At 72.1% G+C, this 17,019-nt stretch carries 17 protein-coding genes; 7 read left to right on the forward strand and 10 right to left on the reverse strand.

The window, feature by feature from the left end; genetic code table 11:
* The first annotated feature begins 115 nt into the window (after positions 1–115).
* Positions 116–1,651 carry an ATP-dependent DNA ligase gene (locus ACFWV8_RS26595; RefSeq protein ID WP_384208578.1) on the forward strand — a complete coding sequence of 512 codons (1,536 nt, stop codon included), beginning with the start codon at positions 116–118 and terminating at the stop codon, positions 1,649–1,651.
* A 73-nt stretch (positions 1,652–1,724) separates the two neighbouring features.
* Here ACFWV8_RS26595 and ACFWV8_RS26600 read toward each other — a convergent pair whose 3' ends face one another.
* From ACFWV8_RS26600 to ACFWV8_RS26620, 5 genes are all read right to left on the reverse strand, one after another.
* A complete protein-coding gene (locus tag ACFWV8_RS26600; RefSeq protein WP_384208581.1) occupies positions 1,725–2,777 on the reverse strand; it encodes a phosphatidylinositol-specific phospholipase C domain-containing protein in 1,053 nt (350 codons plus the stop codon).
* A gap of 157 nt (positions 2,778–2,934) precedes the next feature.
* Complete coding sequence (locus ACFWV8_RS26605; protein WP_384208689.1) at positions 2,935–4,866, reverse strand: NAD-binding protein; 1,932 nt, start codon at positions 4,864–4,866, stop codon at positions 2,935–2,937.
* Positions 4,867–5,022: 156 nt separating this feature from the next.
* A complete protein-coding gene (locus tag ACFWV8_RS26610) occupies positions 5,023–6,207 on the reverse strand; it encodes a methyltransferase (protein WP_384208584.1) in 1,185 nt (394 codons plus the stop codon).
* Between the two features lie 65 nt (positions 6,208–6,272).
* On the reverse strand, positions 6,273–6,542 hold the full coding sequence (locus ACFWV8_RS26615) for a hypothetical protein (RefSeq protein WP_189105758.1): 270 nt from the start codon (positions 6,540–6,542) through the stop codon (positions 6,273–6,275).
* Positions 6,543–6,546: 4 nt separating this feature from the next.
* A complete protein-coding gene (locus tag ACFWV8_RS26620; RefSeq protein WP_384208589.1) occupies positions 6,547–7,263 on the reverse strand; it encodes a TetR/AcrR family transcriptional regulator in 717 nt (238 codons plus the stop codon).
* Positions 7,264–7,665: 402 nt separating this feature from the next.
* Here ACFWV8_RS26620 and ACFWV8_RS26625 point away from each other — a divergent pair, with 402 nt between their 5' ends.
* From ACFWV8_RS26625 to ACFWV8_RS26635, 3 genes are read left to right on the forward strand one after another with little or no spacing between them, the layout of a single operon-like run.
* Positions 7,666–8,352 (forward strand): hypothetical protein, encoded by a 687-nt coding sequence (locus tag ACFWV8_RS26625; RefSeq protein WP_384208592.1) that lies wholly within the window; start codon positions 7,666–7,668, stop codon positions 8,350–8,352.
* Positions 8,352–9,041 carry a class F sortase gene (locus tag ACFWV8_RS26630; RefSeq protein ID WP_384208595.1) on the forward strand — a complete coding sequence of 230 codons (690 nt, stop codon included), beginning with the start codon at positions 8,352–8,354 and terminating at the stop codon, positions 9,039–9,041. Before ACFWV8_RS26625 ends, ACFWV8_RS26630 begins: the two co-directional genes overlap by 1 nt.
* 59 nt (positions 9,042–9,100) lie before the next feature.
* Entirely contained in the window at positions 9,101–9,910 is an 810-nt protein-coding gene (locus tag ACFWV8_RS26635) for a GNAT family N-acetyltransferase (protein ID WP_384208599.1), read from the forward strand.
* Between the two features lie 21 nt (positions 9,911–9,931).
* Here the strand turns inward: ACFWV8_RS26635 and ACFWV8_RS26640 are convergent, their stop codons facing one another.
* The 4 genes from ACFWV8_RS26640 to ACFWV8_RS26655 all read right to left on the reverse strand — a co-directional run bounded on the left by ACFWV8_RS26640 (position 9,932) and on the right by ACFWV8_RS26655 (position 13,621).
* Positions 9,932–10,699, reverse strand: coding sequence for an ABC transporter permease subunit (locus tag ACFWV8_RS26640; RefSeq protein ID WP_384208604.1), 768 nt, complete (start codon positions 10,697–10,699; stop codon positions 9,932–9,934).
* Complete coding sequence (locus ACFWV8_RS26645; protein ID WP_384208608.1) at positions 10,696–11,631, reverse strand: ATP-binding cassette domain-containing protein; 936 nt, start codon at positions 11,629–11,631, stop codon at positions 10,696–10,698. The genes ACFWV8_RS26640 and ACFWV8_RS26645 overlap by 4 nt, the downstream gene beginning before the upstream one ends.
* Before the next feature lie 86 nt (positions 11,632–11,717).
* A complete protein-coding gene (locus ACFWV8_RS26650; protein ID WP_384208613.1) occupies positions 11,718–12,386 on the reverse strand; it encodes a response regulator in 669 nt (222 codons plus the stop codon).
* Positions 12,383–13,621: a sensor histidine kinase gene (locus ACFWV8_RS26655; protein WP_384208616.1), complete on the reverse strand. Its 1,239-nt coding sequence runs from the start codon at positions 13,619–13,621 to the stop codon at positions 12,383–12,385. The genes ACFWV8_RS26650 and ACFWV8_RS26655 overlap by 4 nt, the downstream gene beginning before the upstream one ends.
* Before the next feature lie 364 nt (positions 13,622–13,985).
* On the opposite strand from ACFWV8_RS26655, the gene ACFWV8_RS26660 reads away from it, so the two are divergent.
* Positions 13,986–14,189, forward strand: coding sequence for a cold-shock protein (locus ACFWV8_RS26660; RefSeq protein ID WP_222974187.1), 204 nt, complete (start codon positions 13,986–13,988; stop codon positions 14,187–14,189).
* A 381-nt stretch (positions 14,190–14,570) separates the two neighbouring features.
* Positions 14,571–16,106 carry a DEAD/DEAH box helicase gene (locus tag ACFWV8_RS26665; RefSeq protein ID WP_384208620.1) on the forward strand — a complete coding sequence of 512 codons (1,536 nt, stop codon included), beginning with the start codon at positions 14,571–14,573 and terminating at the stop codon, positions 16,104–16,106.
* 90 nt (positions 16,107–16,196) lie between these two features.
* Here ACFWV8_RS26665 and ACFWV8_RS26670 read toward each other — a convergent pair whose 3' ends face one another.
* A complete protein-coding gene (locus ACFWV8_RS26670; RefSeq protein ID WP_384208623.1) occupies positions 16,197–16,508 on the reverse strand; it encodes an SCO5918 family protein in 312 nt (103 codons plus the stop codon).
* A 178-nt stretch (positions 16,509–16,686) separates the two neighbouring features.
* On the opposite strand from ACFWV8_RS26670, the gene ACFWV8_RS26675 reads away from it, so the two are divergent.
* On the forward strand, positions 16,687–17,004 hold the full coding sequence (locus ACFWV8_RS26675) for a hypothetical protein (protein WP_384208626.1): 318 nt from the start codon (positions 16,687–16,689) through the stop codon (positions 17,002–17,004).
* Positions 17,005–17,019: the final 15 nt, after the last annotated feature.

The raw sequence follows: 17,019 nt of genomic DNA on the forward strand, positions 1-17,019 counted from the left end.
AGGGCCTCTGGTGACAGACCCTAGCTCTCCCGCGCCCCGCCGCCCGGCGCGGGGCCTCGCGGGGCCGGGCGGATTCGGAGGAGCGCGCGGGCACGAGGCGTTGCAGGATGGCCGCATGCTGCTGGCCACGCTCGCTCAGGTCTCACGGGAGGTCGCCGCCACGTCGGCGCGGTCCCGGAAGATCGCCCTGTTGGCCGATCTCTTCCGCGCGGCCGGGTCCGCCGACGTGCCTGTCGTCATCCCGTGGCTGGCGGGCCGGCTTCCCCAGGGTCGGATCGGTGTCGGCCGGCACGCGCTGAAGGACCCCGTACCTGCGGCGGACACGGCCACGCTGACCATCCATGAGGCGGACCGCGCGGTCACCGCGCTCGCCGCCGTCGCCGGTCCCGGCTCGCAGGCCGAGCGCAGACGGCTGGTCCAGGCCCTGCTGGGCGAGGCTACGGAGGAGGAACAGCGGTTCCTGATCGCGCTGCTCTTCGGTGAGGTGCGCCAGGGCGCGCTGGACGCCGTCGCCGGGGAGGCGCTCGCGCAGGCGACGGAGGCGCCGCCCGCCGCCGTCCGGCGGGCGGTGATGCTGGCCGGGTCGCTCCAGAGCGTCGCGGAGCGGCTGCTGGCGGACGGTCCAGGGGCGCTGGAGGAGTTCCGGCTGACCGTGGGCCGGCCGGTGCTGCCGATGCTCGCGCAGACGGCGGGGAGCGTGGCCGAGGCCGTGGAGCGGCTCGCGCCGTGCGCCGTGGAGGAGAAGCTGGACGGGATCCGCGTACAGGTCCACCGGGAGGGTGACGCGGTACGGGTCTACACCCGCACCCTCGACGACATCACCGACCGGCTGCCGGAGGTGACCGCCGCCGCGCTCGCTCTGGACGGTGACCGCTTCATCCTGGACGGGGAGGTCATCGCCCTGGACGCGGACGGCAGGCCCCGCGCGTTCCAGGAGGTCGCGGGGCGGGTCGGCTCGCGCACGGACGTACGGGCGGCGGCCGTCGCGCTGCCGCTGTCGCCGGTCTTCTTCGACGTGCTCGCCGCCGACGGTGACGAGCTGCTCGACCTGTCGTACGCCGAGCGCCGTACGACCCTGGACCGGCTGGTCCCGGCACCGATGCGGGTGCGGCGGCTCGTGGTGCCGGAACCGGACACCGCCGAGGCGGTGGAGTTCCTGCGCATCACGCTGGAACGGGGCCACGAGGGCGTCGTGGTCAAGGCGCTCGACACCCCGTACAGCGCGGGCCGGCGCGGGGCCGGATGGGTGAAGGTCAAACCGGTCCACACGCTGGATCTCGTGGTGCTGGCCGCCGAATGGGGGCATGGCAGGCGCACCGGCCGCCTGTCGAATCTGCATCTGGGCGCCCGGCGGCCGGACGGCTCGTTCGTGATGCTGGGCAAGACGTTCAAGGGCCTGACGGACGCGATGCTGGAGTGGCAGACGGCGCGTCTGCGGGAGTTGGCGGTGGACGACGACGGTTTCACCGTGCGGGTGCGTCCTGAGCTGGTGGTGGAGATCGCCTACGACGGGCTCCAGCGCTCGTCCCGCTACCCGGCGGGAGTGACGCTGCGGTTCGCGCGGGTGCTGCGCCACCGCGAGGACAAACCGGCGTCGGAGGCGGACACACTGGAGACGGTGCTGGGGGCGCACGGCCCGCCGGGCGCGTAGGTCCTGTCCGCCGGGTTGCGCGGCCGGCAGGGGCCGCGCAACCCGTACGCACCGCACCCCAACGCGGTGGCGGCTACTGGCCCGCGCCGCGCTCCACGACCGTGGCGAGAACGGACGGCAGCGGGTACCAGTCCGCCGACGCGATGCTCGCGTGCTTGCGCGCCAGCAGCGCGACGCGGTCGCGCGCCTGCGCCTCGGTCGGGTTCGTGCCGTCGATCGCGGGCGCCACCGCGTGGGCGTCCGTCATGACGACCAGATAGTGCCGCTGGTCGTACCAGTCGGTGTCGAAGCCCTCGGCGGCGTAGACGGACGCCGAGCCGTCGAAGACGACGAACCACGGCCGGAGCGAGGCGTCCGGGTACCGGGTGCGGGGGTCCCCGGCTGCGGCGCCGAGTACGGCGGGGAAGGCCGCCGCCTCGCCGAGCCGGCCTGCGGCGGCGAGGTCCCGCAGGTGGGTCGCGTACTCGCGGTCGGTCCACAGGGTGTCGAGGGGGTTCTGCTGCTCGACGGTGCCGGGGATCAGCTCGAATATGAACTTGCCCGCGAGCGCGGAGCGCGCCGGCCAGCCGCGTTCCTGGACGGCGGTGTCGAGGTTCGCGCTGCCGCCCACGAGGTCCGCGGGACGGAAGAGCGCGTCGCCGAGCGTGGAGCCGAGGAGCGCGTCGAGCGCGGCGGGGCCGCGTCCGGCCTGGCCCTGGAAGCCGTCCTTGAACTCGACCTTGACGAGGATCGGCCGGTGGCCGGGGTTGGCGTCGTGCCAGGCCTTCATGTCCTTGAGGCAGCCGGGCAGCCCCTGGTCGCGTGACTTGGTGCGCAGCTCACCGGCGTTGGCGGCGTTCACGCAATTGCTGTTGCTGCCGAGCGGGTTGCTGTGCGAGACCCGCCAGGAGGCGCCGAACACATTGGTCCACACGTCGAGTTCGAGCATCCCGGCACCGGAGTCCAGCGCGTCCGCGAAGTACGGGAAGGTCGTCTTCTCGTAGGCGTTGTGGACCCCGACCCCGGTGGAAGAGGAGTACGGCAGCTGGTCGTCGGCGGCCGCGGTGCCCGCCTGGCTCAGAGCACCCACCAGGGCCAGCGCCCCGGCCGCGCTCGCGGCAACTGTCGTACGCATGAGTCTTCCCATGTTCCCGGCCTTCCGGTCAGACGAGTGAAGTGACGGGAACAGTAGGGCAGTCGGGTGACGTACGGGGGGACGGTGGCTTACGTGAGGCGGCGCTGTTCGCAGTACGGCGGGAACAGACGCATCCGTGGCCGATATCCGCGCCGCCCGCCCCGGAGCCTCAGGGCACGGAGGGCCGGGGTGGGGTGGACTGACGGCCCATCAGTTCGGCCAGACCCCGCCGGGTGGCCGCCAGCACGACACGGTCCTGCGCGCGCAGCACGTACCCCGGGTGCAGGTCCCACACCAGCCCGGTGGTCCGGTCCTCGTCGTGGTCGCGCCGGGTGTCGGCGAGATCGGGCAGCCGGTCCCCCGGCGCCGCCGTGTCCAGCGCGATGATCCGCCAGGCGCCCGGCCTGAACACCTCGGCGACGGTGCGCCCTTCGAGCCTCGGGTGTCCCGCCACGTCGATGGCCGCGACGAGCAGCACCTTGCGCTCGACCGGGATCGCACCGAGGATCTGACGCCCCATCATGGCGATGGCGAAGGCCGGTGCGGCGAGCGTGGAGACGCTGCGGCTGCGGGTGAGGGCCCGGGGGTGGGCCGCGCGCAGCGTCCGGTAGACGGCGGTGGCGAACTCGTCGTCGTACAGCCGCAGGGCGACGCGCAGATCCGGCTTGACGGAGCGCGCGTACAGGGCCGCTTCGAGGTTGGTGACGTCGACGCTGGTGAGCGCGAGAAGGGCGTGCGCCCGGTGCACCTTGGCCGCCTCCAGGACCCCCTCCTGCGTCACGTCGCCGACCACCGTCGGCACCCGCAGGCTCCGTGCGAGCGCGATGCCCCGGGCCTCGGGGTCCTCCTCCACGCACACCACGGGTATGTCGAGTTCACGCAGCCGCACCAGCACCCTGCTGCCGATCTTGCCGAGGCCGAGGAGCACGATATGGCCGGAGAGCCCGCGAGGCGGCCTGCGCAGGGCGGAGGCGTTGCGGAATGTACCCAGCGCTTCGAGTACGGCGGCGAGCAGCACCGGCAGCAGCAGCAACCCGGCCACTCCGGACAGGAGTTGGATCACCTGACGGTCCAGGTCTTCCCCGGTGGCGGCCTCTCCGATGCCGAACAGGTCGAGCAGGACGATGTACGTCGCGTGCAGCGGATCGTCGTCCATGGTGATCGAGGAGGCGACGGCCAGGGCCAGTACGGCGGCGGCGATGCCCGCGAACGACCAGCGCAGCCGGGGCGAGAAGAGCGAGCCCAGCGGGGCTCCGCGCCCCATGGTCCGCCGCCGGGACAGGGTCTCGCCCTCGTGGGAGACGGCCTCCAGGACCACGGTCCCCCGGCCGGTGGCCGCCGCGGTGCTGGCGTCGTCGGGCAGCAGGCGGGGCCCGTCATGGCCGCTGCTGTCCGAACCCTCAGCGCCCGCAGGGTCGTTGGTCGTGGACGACAGCAGGGCGAGGGTGCACAGACCGGGATCGGCGACCTCGCCGGAGCCCGGCGGATTGCGCTCCACGGCCCGCAGCATCAGCCCGTCGGCACGAACGATCTTGCTCGTGCCTGCGACGGCGGTGGCCGCCAGCGCGGGGGCGGCGGTGTCGGCGTCCGAGAGCACGGTGGTGGACGCGTCGAGCGCGGCGATGTCGAGACCGGGGACGGCGACGGCCGCCGCCTGGTCGAGCAGGTCTTCGAGATGCTGCCCGAGCTTGCGGTTGTAGAGCCGGATGACCAGGCGCAGTTGGGGGTTGAGACGCCGTGCGGCGAGGGCGGTCCTGATGTTGACCTCGTCGTCGTCGTGGACGAGCGCGAGCGCCGCCGCCTCCGCCACTCCCGCCTCGACGAGGACCTCGGTGTCGAGTTCGGGGGCCTCCATGAGCCGCGGGAGCACGGGATCGCCCGTCCTGCCGTCGGGGGCGCCGGTCGTGGGGCCGTACGTGCGGGCCATGACCGCCGACACCCGGCCGATGAGGGCGGACGCCCTGCCACGGCCGGTGAGCGGCGCGGGGTCCCGGCGTTCCGCGCGTACCGGCGGGACGACGAGGGTCACCTGTTCTCCGTAGACCTCACGCAGTTCACCGGCCAGCCGGTGGCCGAGCGCGTCGTCGCCACACACGATCATGTGGCCGGTCTGCGAGCCGTGTTGGCCCTGGGGCGGAACTTGCGGCAGTGACGTCACAGGCACAGTGTGCCCAACGGAACGTCGGGGAAGGCAAGTTCGGGCCGGTCAGCGCGTCGGGGACCGCATACGCGACCCGCGAAGCACGGCCCGCGGCGATCAGCGCCGGACGGCCCGCAGGACCACGAACTTCGGATCGCTCGCCATCACGTCGCAGTTGCCGAACAGCCGCCGCAGCTTCGCGTGGTAGCCGAGATGCCTGTTGCCGACCACCCAGAGCTCGCCGCCGGGGCGCAGCGCCTCCCGGGACCCGGTGAACATCCGCCAGGCGGTCGCATCTGTGGTCGCCTGATGGCTGTGGAACGGCGGGTTGCTGAGTACGAGATCGGCCGACCCGGCCGCCACGGTGGCCAGGGCGTCACCGACGACGAACTCCACCGGATTGTCGGTGTCGACGTTCTTGCGGAAGGTCGCCTCGGCGGACGCCACGGCCGAGAAGGACTCGTCGATGAACGTCAGCCGGGCCTCCGGATTGGCCACGGCGACGGCCGTGCCGACCACGCCGTTCCCGCAGCCGAGGTCGACGACATGCTCCCGGCCGCGCCGCTCGGGCAGATTGCGCAGGAAGAACCTCGTACCGATGTCGAGGCGTTCGGCGCAGAAGATCCCGGCGTGGTTGGTGACGCTCAGCCCCGAGGCGGCGCCGGCGCCCTCGGGCACGGTGTACGAGATCGGCCAGGGGCTCGCCGCCGCGCGGCCCGCGGACCGGTCGCGGTCCCGGACACGGTCGGCGGCAGGCGCGCAGAAGATCAGTCGCGCCTTCTTCACGGCGAGCGAGGTCCGGGTGGGACCGAGGATCTGCTCGAAGAGTCTCAGCGTGGAGGTGTGGATCTCGGTGACCTTGCCGGCGCCGACGACAACGGTCTCCGGAGTCAGGGCGGGCGCCAGCCGGTGCAGCTGGTCCTCCAGGAGCGAGAGGCTCTTGGGCACCCGGATCAGCAGGACGTCGATCCGCTCGGGCGGTGTGTCCCGTGCCGACAGGAGCCGTACGGCGCCGGTGTCGATGCCGTTGCGCAGCAGGTTGGCACCGGTCGCCCGCTGGGTGAGGTACGAGTCGGTGATCTGTACGGGGCGGTGCGGGGCGAGCGCGGTGGCGAGCGCGCCCCACCGGTCGCCGACGACGGCCACGGTGCCGGACAGATCAAGGCCGGCCTCCGCCTCGGCCCCGGCCAGATGCCGCAGCAGATACTCGTCGGCCGCGTCCCAGGCCCGGAGCGTGTCGCGGGGCCGCTCGGGAAAGCGGTCAAGGTCGAGATCGCCCCAGGGCGTCGTCAAACGGTTCATCGTCCGCTCAGGCTAACCGAGCGGACGGACCGCTCCCGCGTCGGCGTAACCCGCTGAACTGCCGTTCAGCCGTTCCCGTCCGTACGCTCCCGGTCCTGCGCCGCCTGTTCCCTGGCCATCTCACGGGCCCGCTGGAGCGCCGCCCTGGCCTGCCGCACGGTCAGTACGGCGGCGAACTCGGACCGCGCGATGTCCAGGACGACGTCCGCGTCGGCGGGCGGTTCCGGATGGTTGCGCAGCGCGATGTCGGCGGCGGCCAGCGCGAGGATGTCGTCGTCCGGCGACGCGTCCGGCTGGGACATGCTCCGCATGACCTGGTGCCAGAGTCCGCTCATGGCCTCACGCTCCCTCGTCCGCCCGTACGGGGCCGTCTCCCGGCCCGGTGGGACGACCCCCGGCGGGATGACCGATCGTGGCGAGCACGTGGTGGATCATCTCGTCCGCCACGACCTCACGCGGCACCGTTCCACCGCTGCGGGCCCAGTGCGCCATCAGTTCGTTGATGGCGCCGATCAGGGCGACCATCGCCAGGGTGTAGTCGCGCGGCACCGCCTCGCCGCGCCCGACGGCGCGGTCCGCCTCGCCGGTCAGGAAGTCCGTCCACAGACTGCGCCAGACCACCCGGTGGTCCTCCACCGCGCGGTTCACCCCGATCACCTCGACGAAGGCGACCTTGGCGGAGGCCGGATCGGCGGTCACGGCGCCGACGTACGCGCGCCCCAGCGCGGTCACCCTCGTCCGGGTGTCGGCCGTGTCCATCCCGGGATCACCGAGGGCGGCGAGAGTCGCCTCCATACCGGCCCGCGCGACCTCGTTGTGCAGCGCGATCAGCAGCGCCTCGCGCCCTTCGAACTCCTCGTAGAACGCGCGGATCGACACATGCGCCGTGGCGCAGATCCGTTCGATCGAGGTGCCCACATAGCCGCGGGTCGTGAAGAGGTCGGTCGCCGTCGTCAGCAGCCGCTCACGGCGCAGCGCTTTGCGCGTGTGTCCGGCGCCGGTCTCCGCCTCGTGTGAACCGTCCGTGCCGTGCGCGGCGTCATCAGTCGATTCCATCCGCTCTCCCCGTATCAAGCCATGCCCGAATCACGCCATGCGTCTGTGGCGGAGTCACCGGTAAGAGTGCTTATCGAGCATGGCACGCACGGTGTGTCCGCCGTTCGGGTTCCGCGAAATCCCGGGCCGGATCCGGCGGTTCACTCCCGCCCGTTTCGCCACAACCGCCACGGCCGTCTCAGCCGCCTCACCGGCACCGCTGCCTCGTCGGCACAGCAGCCTCACCGCACCGGCGCCGTAACCCGAGTGCCCGCCCGGCAACCCGACTGGCGGGCACGAGCGCGCCCCCGGAGTGCGCTGACAATTCCTCACTTCTAGCGTCGGGATCGCTGTGTGGCGCGTTTCGGTGTTTCCCGCCGTGGCACGCCTCCGACGTCCGGGACCCTCATGAGCGGAGATCCGATGCGCACGACAGCCAGGGCCTGTCCGACGGGCCCGACGGCCGCGGTCGCGGTCGCGGGCGCCGCCGTCCTCGTTCTCGGGGCGGGACCGGCCGCGTTCGCCGGTGACAAGGCGGAGTTCGACTTCAGCGTGGCCCCCGAGGCGGTCGCACCCGGTGGCGAGGTGACGATCCGGAGCAGCGGGTGCGAAGCGTCCACCCTGACCGTGTCGTCGGGAGTGTTCGAGACCGTCACCCTGACCGAGGGCGAGGAGAAGTCGGCCACGGTCTTCGACGACGTGAAGCCCGAGGCCGAGTACGAGATCACCTTCGACTGCGGCGGTGTGATCCGCTCGGTGCCGTTGATGATCAAGTCCGGCACGACCGGCACGACCGGCACGACCGGCATCGCGAGCAAGCCCGGAAAGCCGAACGAGCCGCACAGGCCGGGGAAGCCCGGCAAGCCGCCGCACCCGACGGCGCCGCTCGACCCGCTCGATCCCCTGGAGCCGCTGCGGCCGGAGCACCCAAAACCCCCGGAGCCCCGGCCTCACGAGACCCATACGGACGGTGCGCACAAAGGCGTGAAGGCCGGCATTGGCGGCAGCACCGACGGCGGTCCGAATACGGCGGGTCTCGCGGTCGGCGGCGCGGTCATCGCGCTCGCGGTCGGCGGCGCCGTCCGTCTCGTCCGCAGCCGGCCGGCGTGATGACGGAAACGGAAAGGCTCCGGGCCTCCCGGTGGTCGACGGTCGTGCTGCTTCTGCTCGTCGGCATCTTCGTGGTGCGGCTCAGCAGCGAGAGCCGGCTCGTACTCCCGCCGCAGCCCACCGGCGCGGGACCCGCCGTGTCCGACGCCGGCCAGGACCCGCGCGCGGACGCCGTCCCGGTGCCGCGTCCGGCCGGAACGGCCGCGAGGGCCGCGCCTCCCCTGCCGGGCTCCACGGCGACCCGGATCCGTATCCCCTCGGTACGCGTCGACGCGCCCCTGACACACGTGTCGCTGGACGCCGAGGGCTGGATCGAGGCGCCGCCGCCCGCCAGACCTGAGCTGGCGGGCCACTTCCGGGGGTCGGTGACACCCGGCGAGCAGGGCACATCGGTGATCGTGGGTCATGTCGACACCGCCGAGGGCCCTGCCGTCTTCTACGACTTGGGCCGAATCACCAGGGACAGCCGCGTCGAGGTGACACGCGCGGACGGCACCACGGCCGTGTTCACCGTGTACGGCGTGAAGGGCTTCGGCAAGCGGGACTTCCCGGCGAAGAGCGTCTACCGCCCGACCGGGACGCCGGAACTGCGCCTGATCACCTGCGGCGGCGCGTTCACCGAGAAGACCGGGTATCAGGGCAACGTCGTCGCCTTCGCCCGGCTCACCGAGACCCGCAAGGCGGCCTGACCGGCGGCGCCGCGGAAAACCCGGTTGCGGCGCCGGTGGCGCTCCGCTGAGGTGGGCCGATGGACACCGAAGCGGTACGCGCGCTGTTCGACCGCCAGATGCGCAGAGAGGCCCCGGCCGACAGTCTCGGGGCCGTGGTCGAACGGGTCGGCGCCGTGGTCCGCCAGACGGCGGCCCCCGCAGGAGGAGCCGGACCAGCAGCGGAGTCGGACGGCGGCTGGAACGGGGTCCTGTGGTCGGATCTGGACGAGGGCTCGGCGGATGCCGCGATCACCGAGCAGATACGTCATTTCACCTCCCTCGGCCTGGAGTTCGAGTGGAAGCTCTACTCCCACGACGCGCCCCACGACCTCGCGGGCCGGCTGGCCGCCGCCGGGTTCACGCCCGAGCCGCCGGAGACGCTGATGATCGCCGAGGCGGCGGGCCTGCCGACCGATGTCGCGGTGCCCGAAGGGGTGCGGCTGGTCCCGGTGACCGACGCGGCGGGCGTGGAGCTGATGGCCGAGGTCCACGAGCGGGCTTTCGGTACGGACCGTACCCACATCCGCGAGCGGCTGCTGGCCCAGCTCGCCGCCGCGCCGGGGAGCGTCGCCGCCGCCATCGCCATGGCCGGTGACGTGCCGGTGAGCGCCGCGCGGATGGAGCTGCCGGCCGGCACGGAGTTCGCGGGACTCTGGGGCGGCGGCACCGTCCCCGGCTGGCGCGGCCGGGGTCTCTACCGCGCTCTGGTCGCCTTCCGTACGCGCCTGGCGGCCGAGCGCGGCTACCACTACCTCCAGGTCGACGCGTCGAGCCAGAGCCGCCCCATCCTGCGGCGGCTCGGTTTCGAGGAGCTGAGCACGACCACGCCGTACGTCCACACGCCCTGACCCCACCGCGCCGGGCCGCCGTCAGACGTCGCGGCGGCGCAGCGCCCCGACGGCGGCCAGGAGCAGCGCCGCCGTACAGCCGGCCACCAGCCACAGCGACGGCCAGGGTCCCAGGCTGCCGACGGTTTCGGCCGTCGCGTCCGAGGTCTGCGTCAGCTTCTCCAGCGCGGCGGTCGGGGACAGACCGGCGATCCAGCGCCGCGCGTCCCCGAAGAGCGGACCGAAGAGGGACGGCAGCAGGAGCAGGCCGATGACGGTGGTGACGGCGCCCGCCGAGTGCCGTACGAGCGTGCCGACGGCCAGGCCCAGCAGACCTGCCACGGCGAAGGAGCCCGCGATGCCGAAGAGGGCCGGCAGCGGCTCCCCGGTGGCGTACCGGGCGGGCAGGAGCGCGTCACCGGTCAGGACGGCGAGCGAGCAGGAGACCAGGGCGATCGCGTACATCAGAGCGGCGACGAGTGCCGCCTTGGCGGCGACGACCGTGCCCCGGCCCGGGTTGGCCGCGAGGGTCGTACGGATGGTGCCACTGCCGTACTCGCCGGTGATGGTCATCGCGCCGACGACGGCGGCGAGCATCTGCGCGACGACGGCCAGGGTGAGGCTGCCGCCGATGACCGTGTCGTCGTCCTGGAGGCTCCCGGTCGCGGCGACGAACACCGCCCCGGCGACGGGGACCACGGCGGTGGCGACCGTCGTCCAGACCGTGGAGCGCACACTGCGGAATTTGATCCACTCGGCGGCGAGTGCCTGCCGGAATCCGGTCCGCGCGGCGATGATGTCGTTCGTCATCGGACCGCCTCCGCCCCGGTCGTGGCCTCGCCCGCGCGGTATTCGGCCGAGTCGCCCGCCAGCGCCGTGTAGACCTCCTCCAACGTGGAGCGGGCCGGGGTGAGTTCATGGACGGCGAGACCGTGGTCGCGCGCCAGGTCGCCGATGGCGGTGGCATCGGTGCCGTCGACCCGCCAGCCGCCGCCGGGGTCCAGCCGTACGCCCCAGCCCCTGGCCTCCAGCAGCGCCCGCAGCCTCTCGGGCTCCGGGGAGCGGACGAGCGTGTGGGAGCGGGAGTTGGCGGTGATGAAGTCGCGCATCGTGGTGTCGGCGATGAGCCTGCCGCGGCCGATCACGATGAGATGGTCGGCGGTCAGTTCCATCTCGCTCATCAGATGGCTGGAGAGGAAGACCGTACGGCCTTGCGCGGCAAGGGACTTCATCAGTCCGCGGATCCAGCGGATGCCCTCGGTGTCGAGGCCGTTGACCGGTTCGTCCAGGATGAGCACCTCGGGGTCACCGATCAGCGCGGCGGCGATCCCGAGCCGCTGGCCCATGCCCAGCGAGAAGCCCTTGGTCCGGGTGCGAGCGGTGTCGGCGGGCAGGCCGACGAGGTCGAGGACGTCGTCGACGCGGCGTCCCGGGATGCCGTTGCTCGCCGCGAGGGCGGCGAGGTGCTGGTGCGCCGAACGGCCGCCGTGCACGCCCTTCGCGTCCAGAAGTGAACCGACGGTACGCAGGGGCGCGGCGAGGTCCGCGTAGCGCCTGCCCGCGACGGTGACGCGGCCGGCGGTCGGGGTGTCGAGCCCGAGGATCAGCCGCATGGTGGTCGACTTGCCCGCCCCGTTCGGGCCGAGAAAGCCGGTCACCCTGCCGGGCCGCACGGTGAACGACAGCTTGTCGACGGCGTTCCTGCCGCCGTATCGCTTGGTGAGTTCCGTTGCTTCGATCATGATTCCGACGCTACGGAGAGGGGCGCCGGCCGACATCCGTCACCCGGAGTCGGTGGGTACTCCGGCGGGAGTACCCGGCAGCGGTGTCAGCGCTCCCCCGCCCGCACCAGACCCGTCTCGTACGCGAGGACCACGAGCTGCGCCCTGTCCCGTACGCCGAGTTTGGTCATGGCCCGGCTGACATGGGTCTTGGCCGTCAGCGGGCTCATGATCAGGGCCGTGCCGATCTCGGCGTTGGAGAGGCCCCCCGCGACCAGCGCCACCACCTCGCGCTCCCGGTCGGTGAGCGGGGCCAGTCGCTCGGCGCCGAGCGCCTCGGGCGCCTTGAGCCGGGCGAACTCCTCGACGACGGAGCGGGTGACCGCCGCCGCCAGCAAGCTCTGTCCGGCGGCGACGGTGCGGATCGCGTCCCGCAGTTCGCCGGGTTCGATGTCCTTGAGCAGAAAGCCGGCCGCGCCGTGCCGCAGCGCCTCGAAGACGTAGGAGTCGACCTGGTACGTGGTGAGCATGACGACCCGGATCGCGTCGAGGGTGCGGTCCGCTGCGATACGGCGGGTGGCCTCGATGCCGTCGATGCCGGGCATCCGGATGTCCATGAGGACGACGTCCGGCCGGGTGGCCCGGACCGCCTCCACCGCCCTGATGCCGTCGGCCGCCTCGGCGACCACCACGAGGTCGTCGGTCAGATCGAGCAGCGCGCGGAACCCCGCGCGTACGACGGTCTGGTCGTCCGCCAGCACCACCCGCACGGTCATGACGCCGTCTCCGACCGCTCGGTGCGCTGTCCGGCGGGCAGCCAGGCGCGTACGAGGAAACCGCCGCCCGGCACCGGCCCGTACTCGACGCCGCCGCCCGCCGCGACCGCGCGCTCCCGCATCCCGATCAGCCCGAACCCGCCACGCGCCTGCGGCGGTTCGCCCGGTCCCGCTCCCCCGCCCGCCCCGTCGTTCGCGATCTCCACGACCAGCCGGTCGTCGTGGCGGACGACGGAGACCGCGGCGTGCCGGGCACCCGAGTGTCTGACGACATTGGTCAGGGCCTCCTGCACGATGCGGTGGACGGCGAGTTGGGCCATCGGCGACAGCCCGTCGAGCTCCCCCTCCTGCCGCATCACCAACTCGACGTCACCGCCGTCGAACCGCTCGACGAGCTCCCCGAGTCTGCTTATCCCGGGCACCGGGGCCGTCGGCTCGTCGTCCCGCCCGCGCAGCACCGTGACCGTCGCGCGCAGTTCACGGACGGCTTCCTTGCCCGAGTCACGCACCTGGCGCATCGCCTTCCTGGAGATCTCCGGCCGCGCGTCGAGCGCGTCCAGGGCCACGCCCGCCTGCACGGTCATCGCCGTCACCGTGTGGGCGACGATGTCGTGCAATTCGCGCGCGATACGTACCCGCTCCTCATGGACCCGACGCGCCGCCTCCCGCTCACGGTCCTCCTCCGCGCGCGCCGCCCTGGCCTCGTACTCGTGCAGCAACTCCCGCCGCGTACGGACCGCTTCGCCGAGCAGCAGGGGGACGAGCGGCCAGATCATCTCCAGCATCGGCAGCCCCTGCGGATTGGCCACGTCGTGCCCCACCGCCAGCGCCACGGCGCCCGATACGACGGCGGCCACCACCCCGGTCCACACGGTGCGCCGCCGGTCCCCCTGGACGGCCACGGTGTAGAGCGCCACGATCACCGGCAGATTCAGCAGCTCACCGATGTGCCCGTACAGCGCCCAGCCGGCGCAGGCGGCACCCGTGACCGTGACGACGAGCATGGGTCTGCGGCGCCTGGCGACCAGTGCGATCAGCGAGACGGCGACGAGCAGCCAGGTGAACCAGTCGGCCTGCCGGTACTCGGGATCGTTCACGGCGGCGTCCGCCGCGGTGAACAGGCCCACGCCTGCCGCCACCAGCAGATCGGAGGCGAGCGGCGGCACCGGCCCCACGCGGAGCGGCACCGCCCTGACACGGAAAAGCAGACGTTCGAAGGTCATCTCCCGGTTCACGCCGTTCACGCTAGGCGGCTCCGGCGTGCCCCGCATACGCCCCTGGGAGTAGCCGCGGGGTGAAGAACCGGAGAATATTCCCCGATCGCGGTTCCGGGAAAATTCTCCGGCGGCCCCGCTTGATTTTCCGGTGCACGGCCCGGGACCGACAAGACGTCCCGTACTCATGTGCATGCACCGTGCTACTGTAGTCGTCAGTTGCAGTTGTGGTTCCCGAAGACTTCAAGTGCTCTCGCCGACTTTATGTGCCGGTGGGCGCGCTTTTGTATTTCCGGTGCTTTTCCGGACGGGGTAATCATTCTGAGGCGACGCGGGGTGCGCACAGTGCGGGCCCCCGGGCAGCATTGCCCCGAAGGAGATAAAAATGGCCAGTGGCACCGTCAAGTGGTTCAACTCGGAAAAGGGTTTCGGCTTCATCGAGCAGGACGGCGGCGGCGCCGACGTCTTCGCCCACTACTCGAACATCGCCACCCAGGGCTTCCGTGAGCTCCAGGAAGGCCAGAAGGTGACCTTCGACGTCACGCAGGGCCAGAAGGGCCCGCAGGCGGAGAACATCGTTCCCGCCTGACGCTGAGGCGTTAGACGTAGCTGGGGCCCGCTCCTCGCGATGCGGGCCCCGGCTGCGTTGCTTTTTCTCCGGGGCCCGCCCGGTGCGCGTGACACATCGAAGTGTGGCGCGGGACCAGGTTTCTCCTCGCTGTCCTGACGGCCGGCCGACAAATCTCCACCGATGTCGGCCCCGCACCGGACTGCCGGGCCCCGCCGGTGGGCGACGTCGCCCAGCGGCTCACGCCCGGTCCGCTCCGGGCAATTCTCGGGTGCCGATTCACGGTGTTTCACGTCCCGGCACTGTTCTGTTTTTGTTTTCCCCCGGCTCGTTCTTGCGATTCCTTGCGCGGTCATTCTGCCAAGAGTTCCTCGATACGTGCCGCATCGAGAGAGGTTCAGCATGAACCGCACGCCTCGCACGAACGACCGTTACTCACGTACCCGCTCCGGTGGCTCCGGCGGTGGCGGCGGCCGCTTCCGCCCCGGGTCGTCGGGTTCCGGCGGCCGGTCCGGTTCCTCCGGCCGGTCGGGCGGTGGCTACGGCCGCCGTCCCGCCGCCGTCCAGGGCGAGTTCGCCCTGCCGGTCACCGTGACCCCCGCCCTGCCCGCCGTGTCGACCTTCGCCGAGCTGGACATGCCGGCGCCGGTGATGACGACGCTCACCGGCCTCGGCGTCACCGAGCCGTTCCCGATCCAGGCGGCGACGCTGCCCAACTCGCTCGCGGGACGCGATGTCCTCGGGCGCGGTCGTACCGGCTCCGGCAAGACCCTCGCCTTCGGTCTGGCGCTCCTCGTGCGCACCGCGGGACAGCGTGCCCAGCCGAAGCAGCCGCTGGCACTCGTTCTCGTACCGACCCGGGAGCTGGCCCAGCAGGTCACCGATGCGCTGACGCCGTACGCGCGTTCACTGAAACTGCGTCTCGCCACCGTCGTCGGCGGGATGTCGATCGGCCGCCAGGCCGGAGCGCTGCGCGTCGGCGCGGAGGTCGTCGTCGCGACCCCGGGGCGGCTGAAGGACCTCATCGAGCGCGGCGACTGCCGGCTGGACCGGGTCGCCATCACCGTCCTCGACGAGGCCGACCAGATGGCCGACATGGGCTTCATGCCGCAGGTGACCGAACTCCTGGACCAGGTACGGCCCGACGGCCAGCGGATGCTGTTCTCCGCGACGCTGGACCGCAACGTCGACCTGCTGGTCCGGCGCTATCTGAACGACCCGGTGGTCCACTCCGTCGACGCCGCCGTCGGCACGGTCACCACCATGGAGCACCACGTCCTGCATGTGCAGAACGCCGACAAGTACGCGACCACCACGGAGATCGCGGCACGCGACGGCCGGGTGCTGATGTTCCTGGACACCAAGCACGCCGTCGACCGGCTGACGGAGCACCTGCTGAACAGTGGCGTACGCGCCGCCGCGCTGCACGGCGGCAAGTCGCAGCCCCAGCGCACCCGGACGCTCGCCCGGTTCAAGACGGGTCATGTCACGGTGCTCGTGGCGACGAACGTCGCCGCCCGTGGCATTCACATCGACAATCTCGACCTCGTCGTGAACGTCGACCCGCCGAGCGACCACAAGGACTATCTGCACCGGGGCGGCCGTACCGCGCGCGCCGGGGAGTCCGGCAGCGTCGTCACGCTCGTCCTGCCCAACCAGCGTCGCGAGATGACGCGCCTGATGGCCGACGCGGGAATCGTCCCGCAGGTCGCGCAGGTGCACTCGGGCGAGGCCGAGCTGAGCCGGATCACCGGGGCGCAGGCGCCCTCGGGTGTCCCGGTGGTCATCTCCGCGCCCGTCTCGGAGCGCGCGAAGGGCGGTTCGGGCAGCCGTGGCCGCAGCCGGCCGGCCCAGAGCCGCAGGTCGTCGGGGGCCGGTGGCGCGGGTGGCCGGTCGGGCGGCGCACGCCAGTCGTCGTCACGCAGCTGGTCCGCTTAGCACCACCCGGGCCCCTAGGGCCCGACAGGAAGAGGGCCCCGTAACCGGTCGGTGACGGGGCCCTCTCCGTATGCCGTGCGCGTGGTCCGCTCAGCTCCGCTCGGGGCTGCCGAGCAGCGCCGACGCCGTCTCCAGCGGGCTGGGCTCCTCCACCGGGGCGGGGGCGGGGGCGCCGCTGCGGCAGGTGAAGCCGAGACGGGTGAGCGCGCGGGTCACCTCGGAGGCGGAGAAGTCACGCCGGTCCTGGCGGGTGATCACCTCGCCCACCTGCTTCACCGGGTACGTACGGCGGCCGATGACAACGGACTCGCCCGTGATCGGCTCGGGCTTGATGCCCTTCATCGCCAGCTGCACCTCGCTCTTGACCAGATCGAAGGGAAAGCGGGCGATGACGCAGCGCATAGTGCCTCGGCAGGGAGAAGGGAGAATACGGAGCGTTCAGCATCCCACACCGAACGCCCGCCGGGAACCGAGACCTCCCCCGCCCGCCTGGGACAATGTTCAAAAGCATAAGTAAGCGCCGAAATCCGATTCCCGGAAAATGGAAGGGAAACGGGGGCCGTCAACGCCAGGAGTTCGCATGACCGCGTACGTCATCACCGTCCCGGGCACCTTCCTGCGCACGCTCGACGCCGACTCCCGCGCGGCGCTGCTGCGGGCGCTCCTGCCCGCGGACCCGCAGCACACGGCTCTGGGCGAGGCCGAGGAACTGGACAGGCTGACGGTCAACGAGGGCGGCACGTTCAGCATTCGGCTGGAGATCGAGGCGGACAACAGGCGCAGTGCGGAGGCCGAGGCGAAGAAGGTGGCGGTCGCGGCGCTGACCGAGGCCGGCTTCTCGACGGACGACGCACCGCTGGGCGCGGCGTTCGTCACGGGCATCGACAGCGAGTACTGACCGCGGGGCGGGGGC

Origin of the sequence: Streptomyces sp. NPDC058665, assembly GCF_042714995.1 — a bacterium.
Taxonomy (GTDB): Bacteria; Actinomycetota; Actinomycetes; order Streptomycetales; family Streptomycetaceae; genus Streptomyces.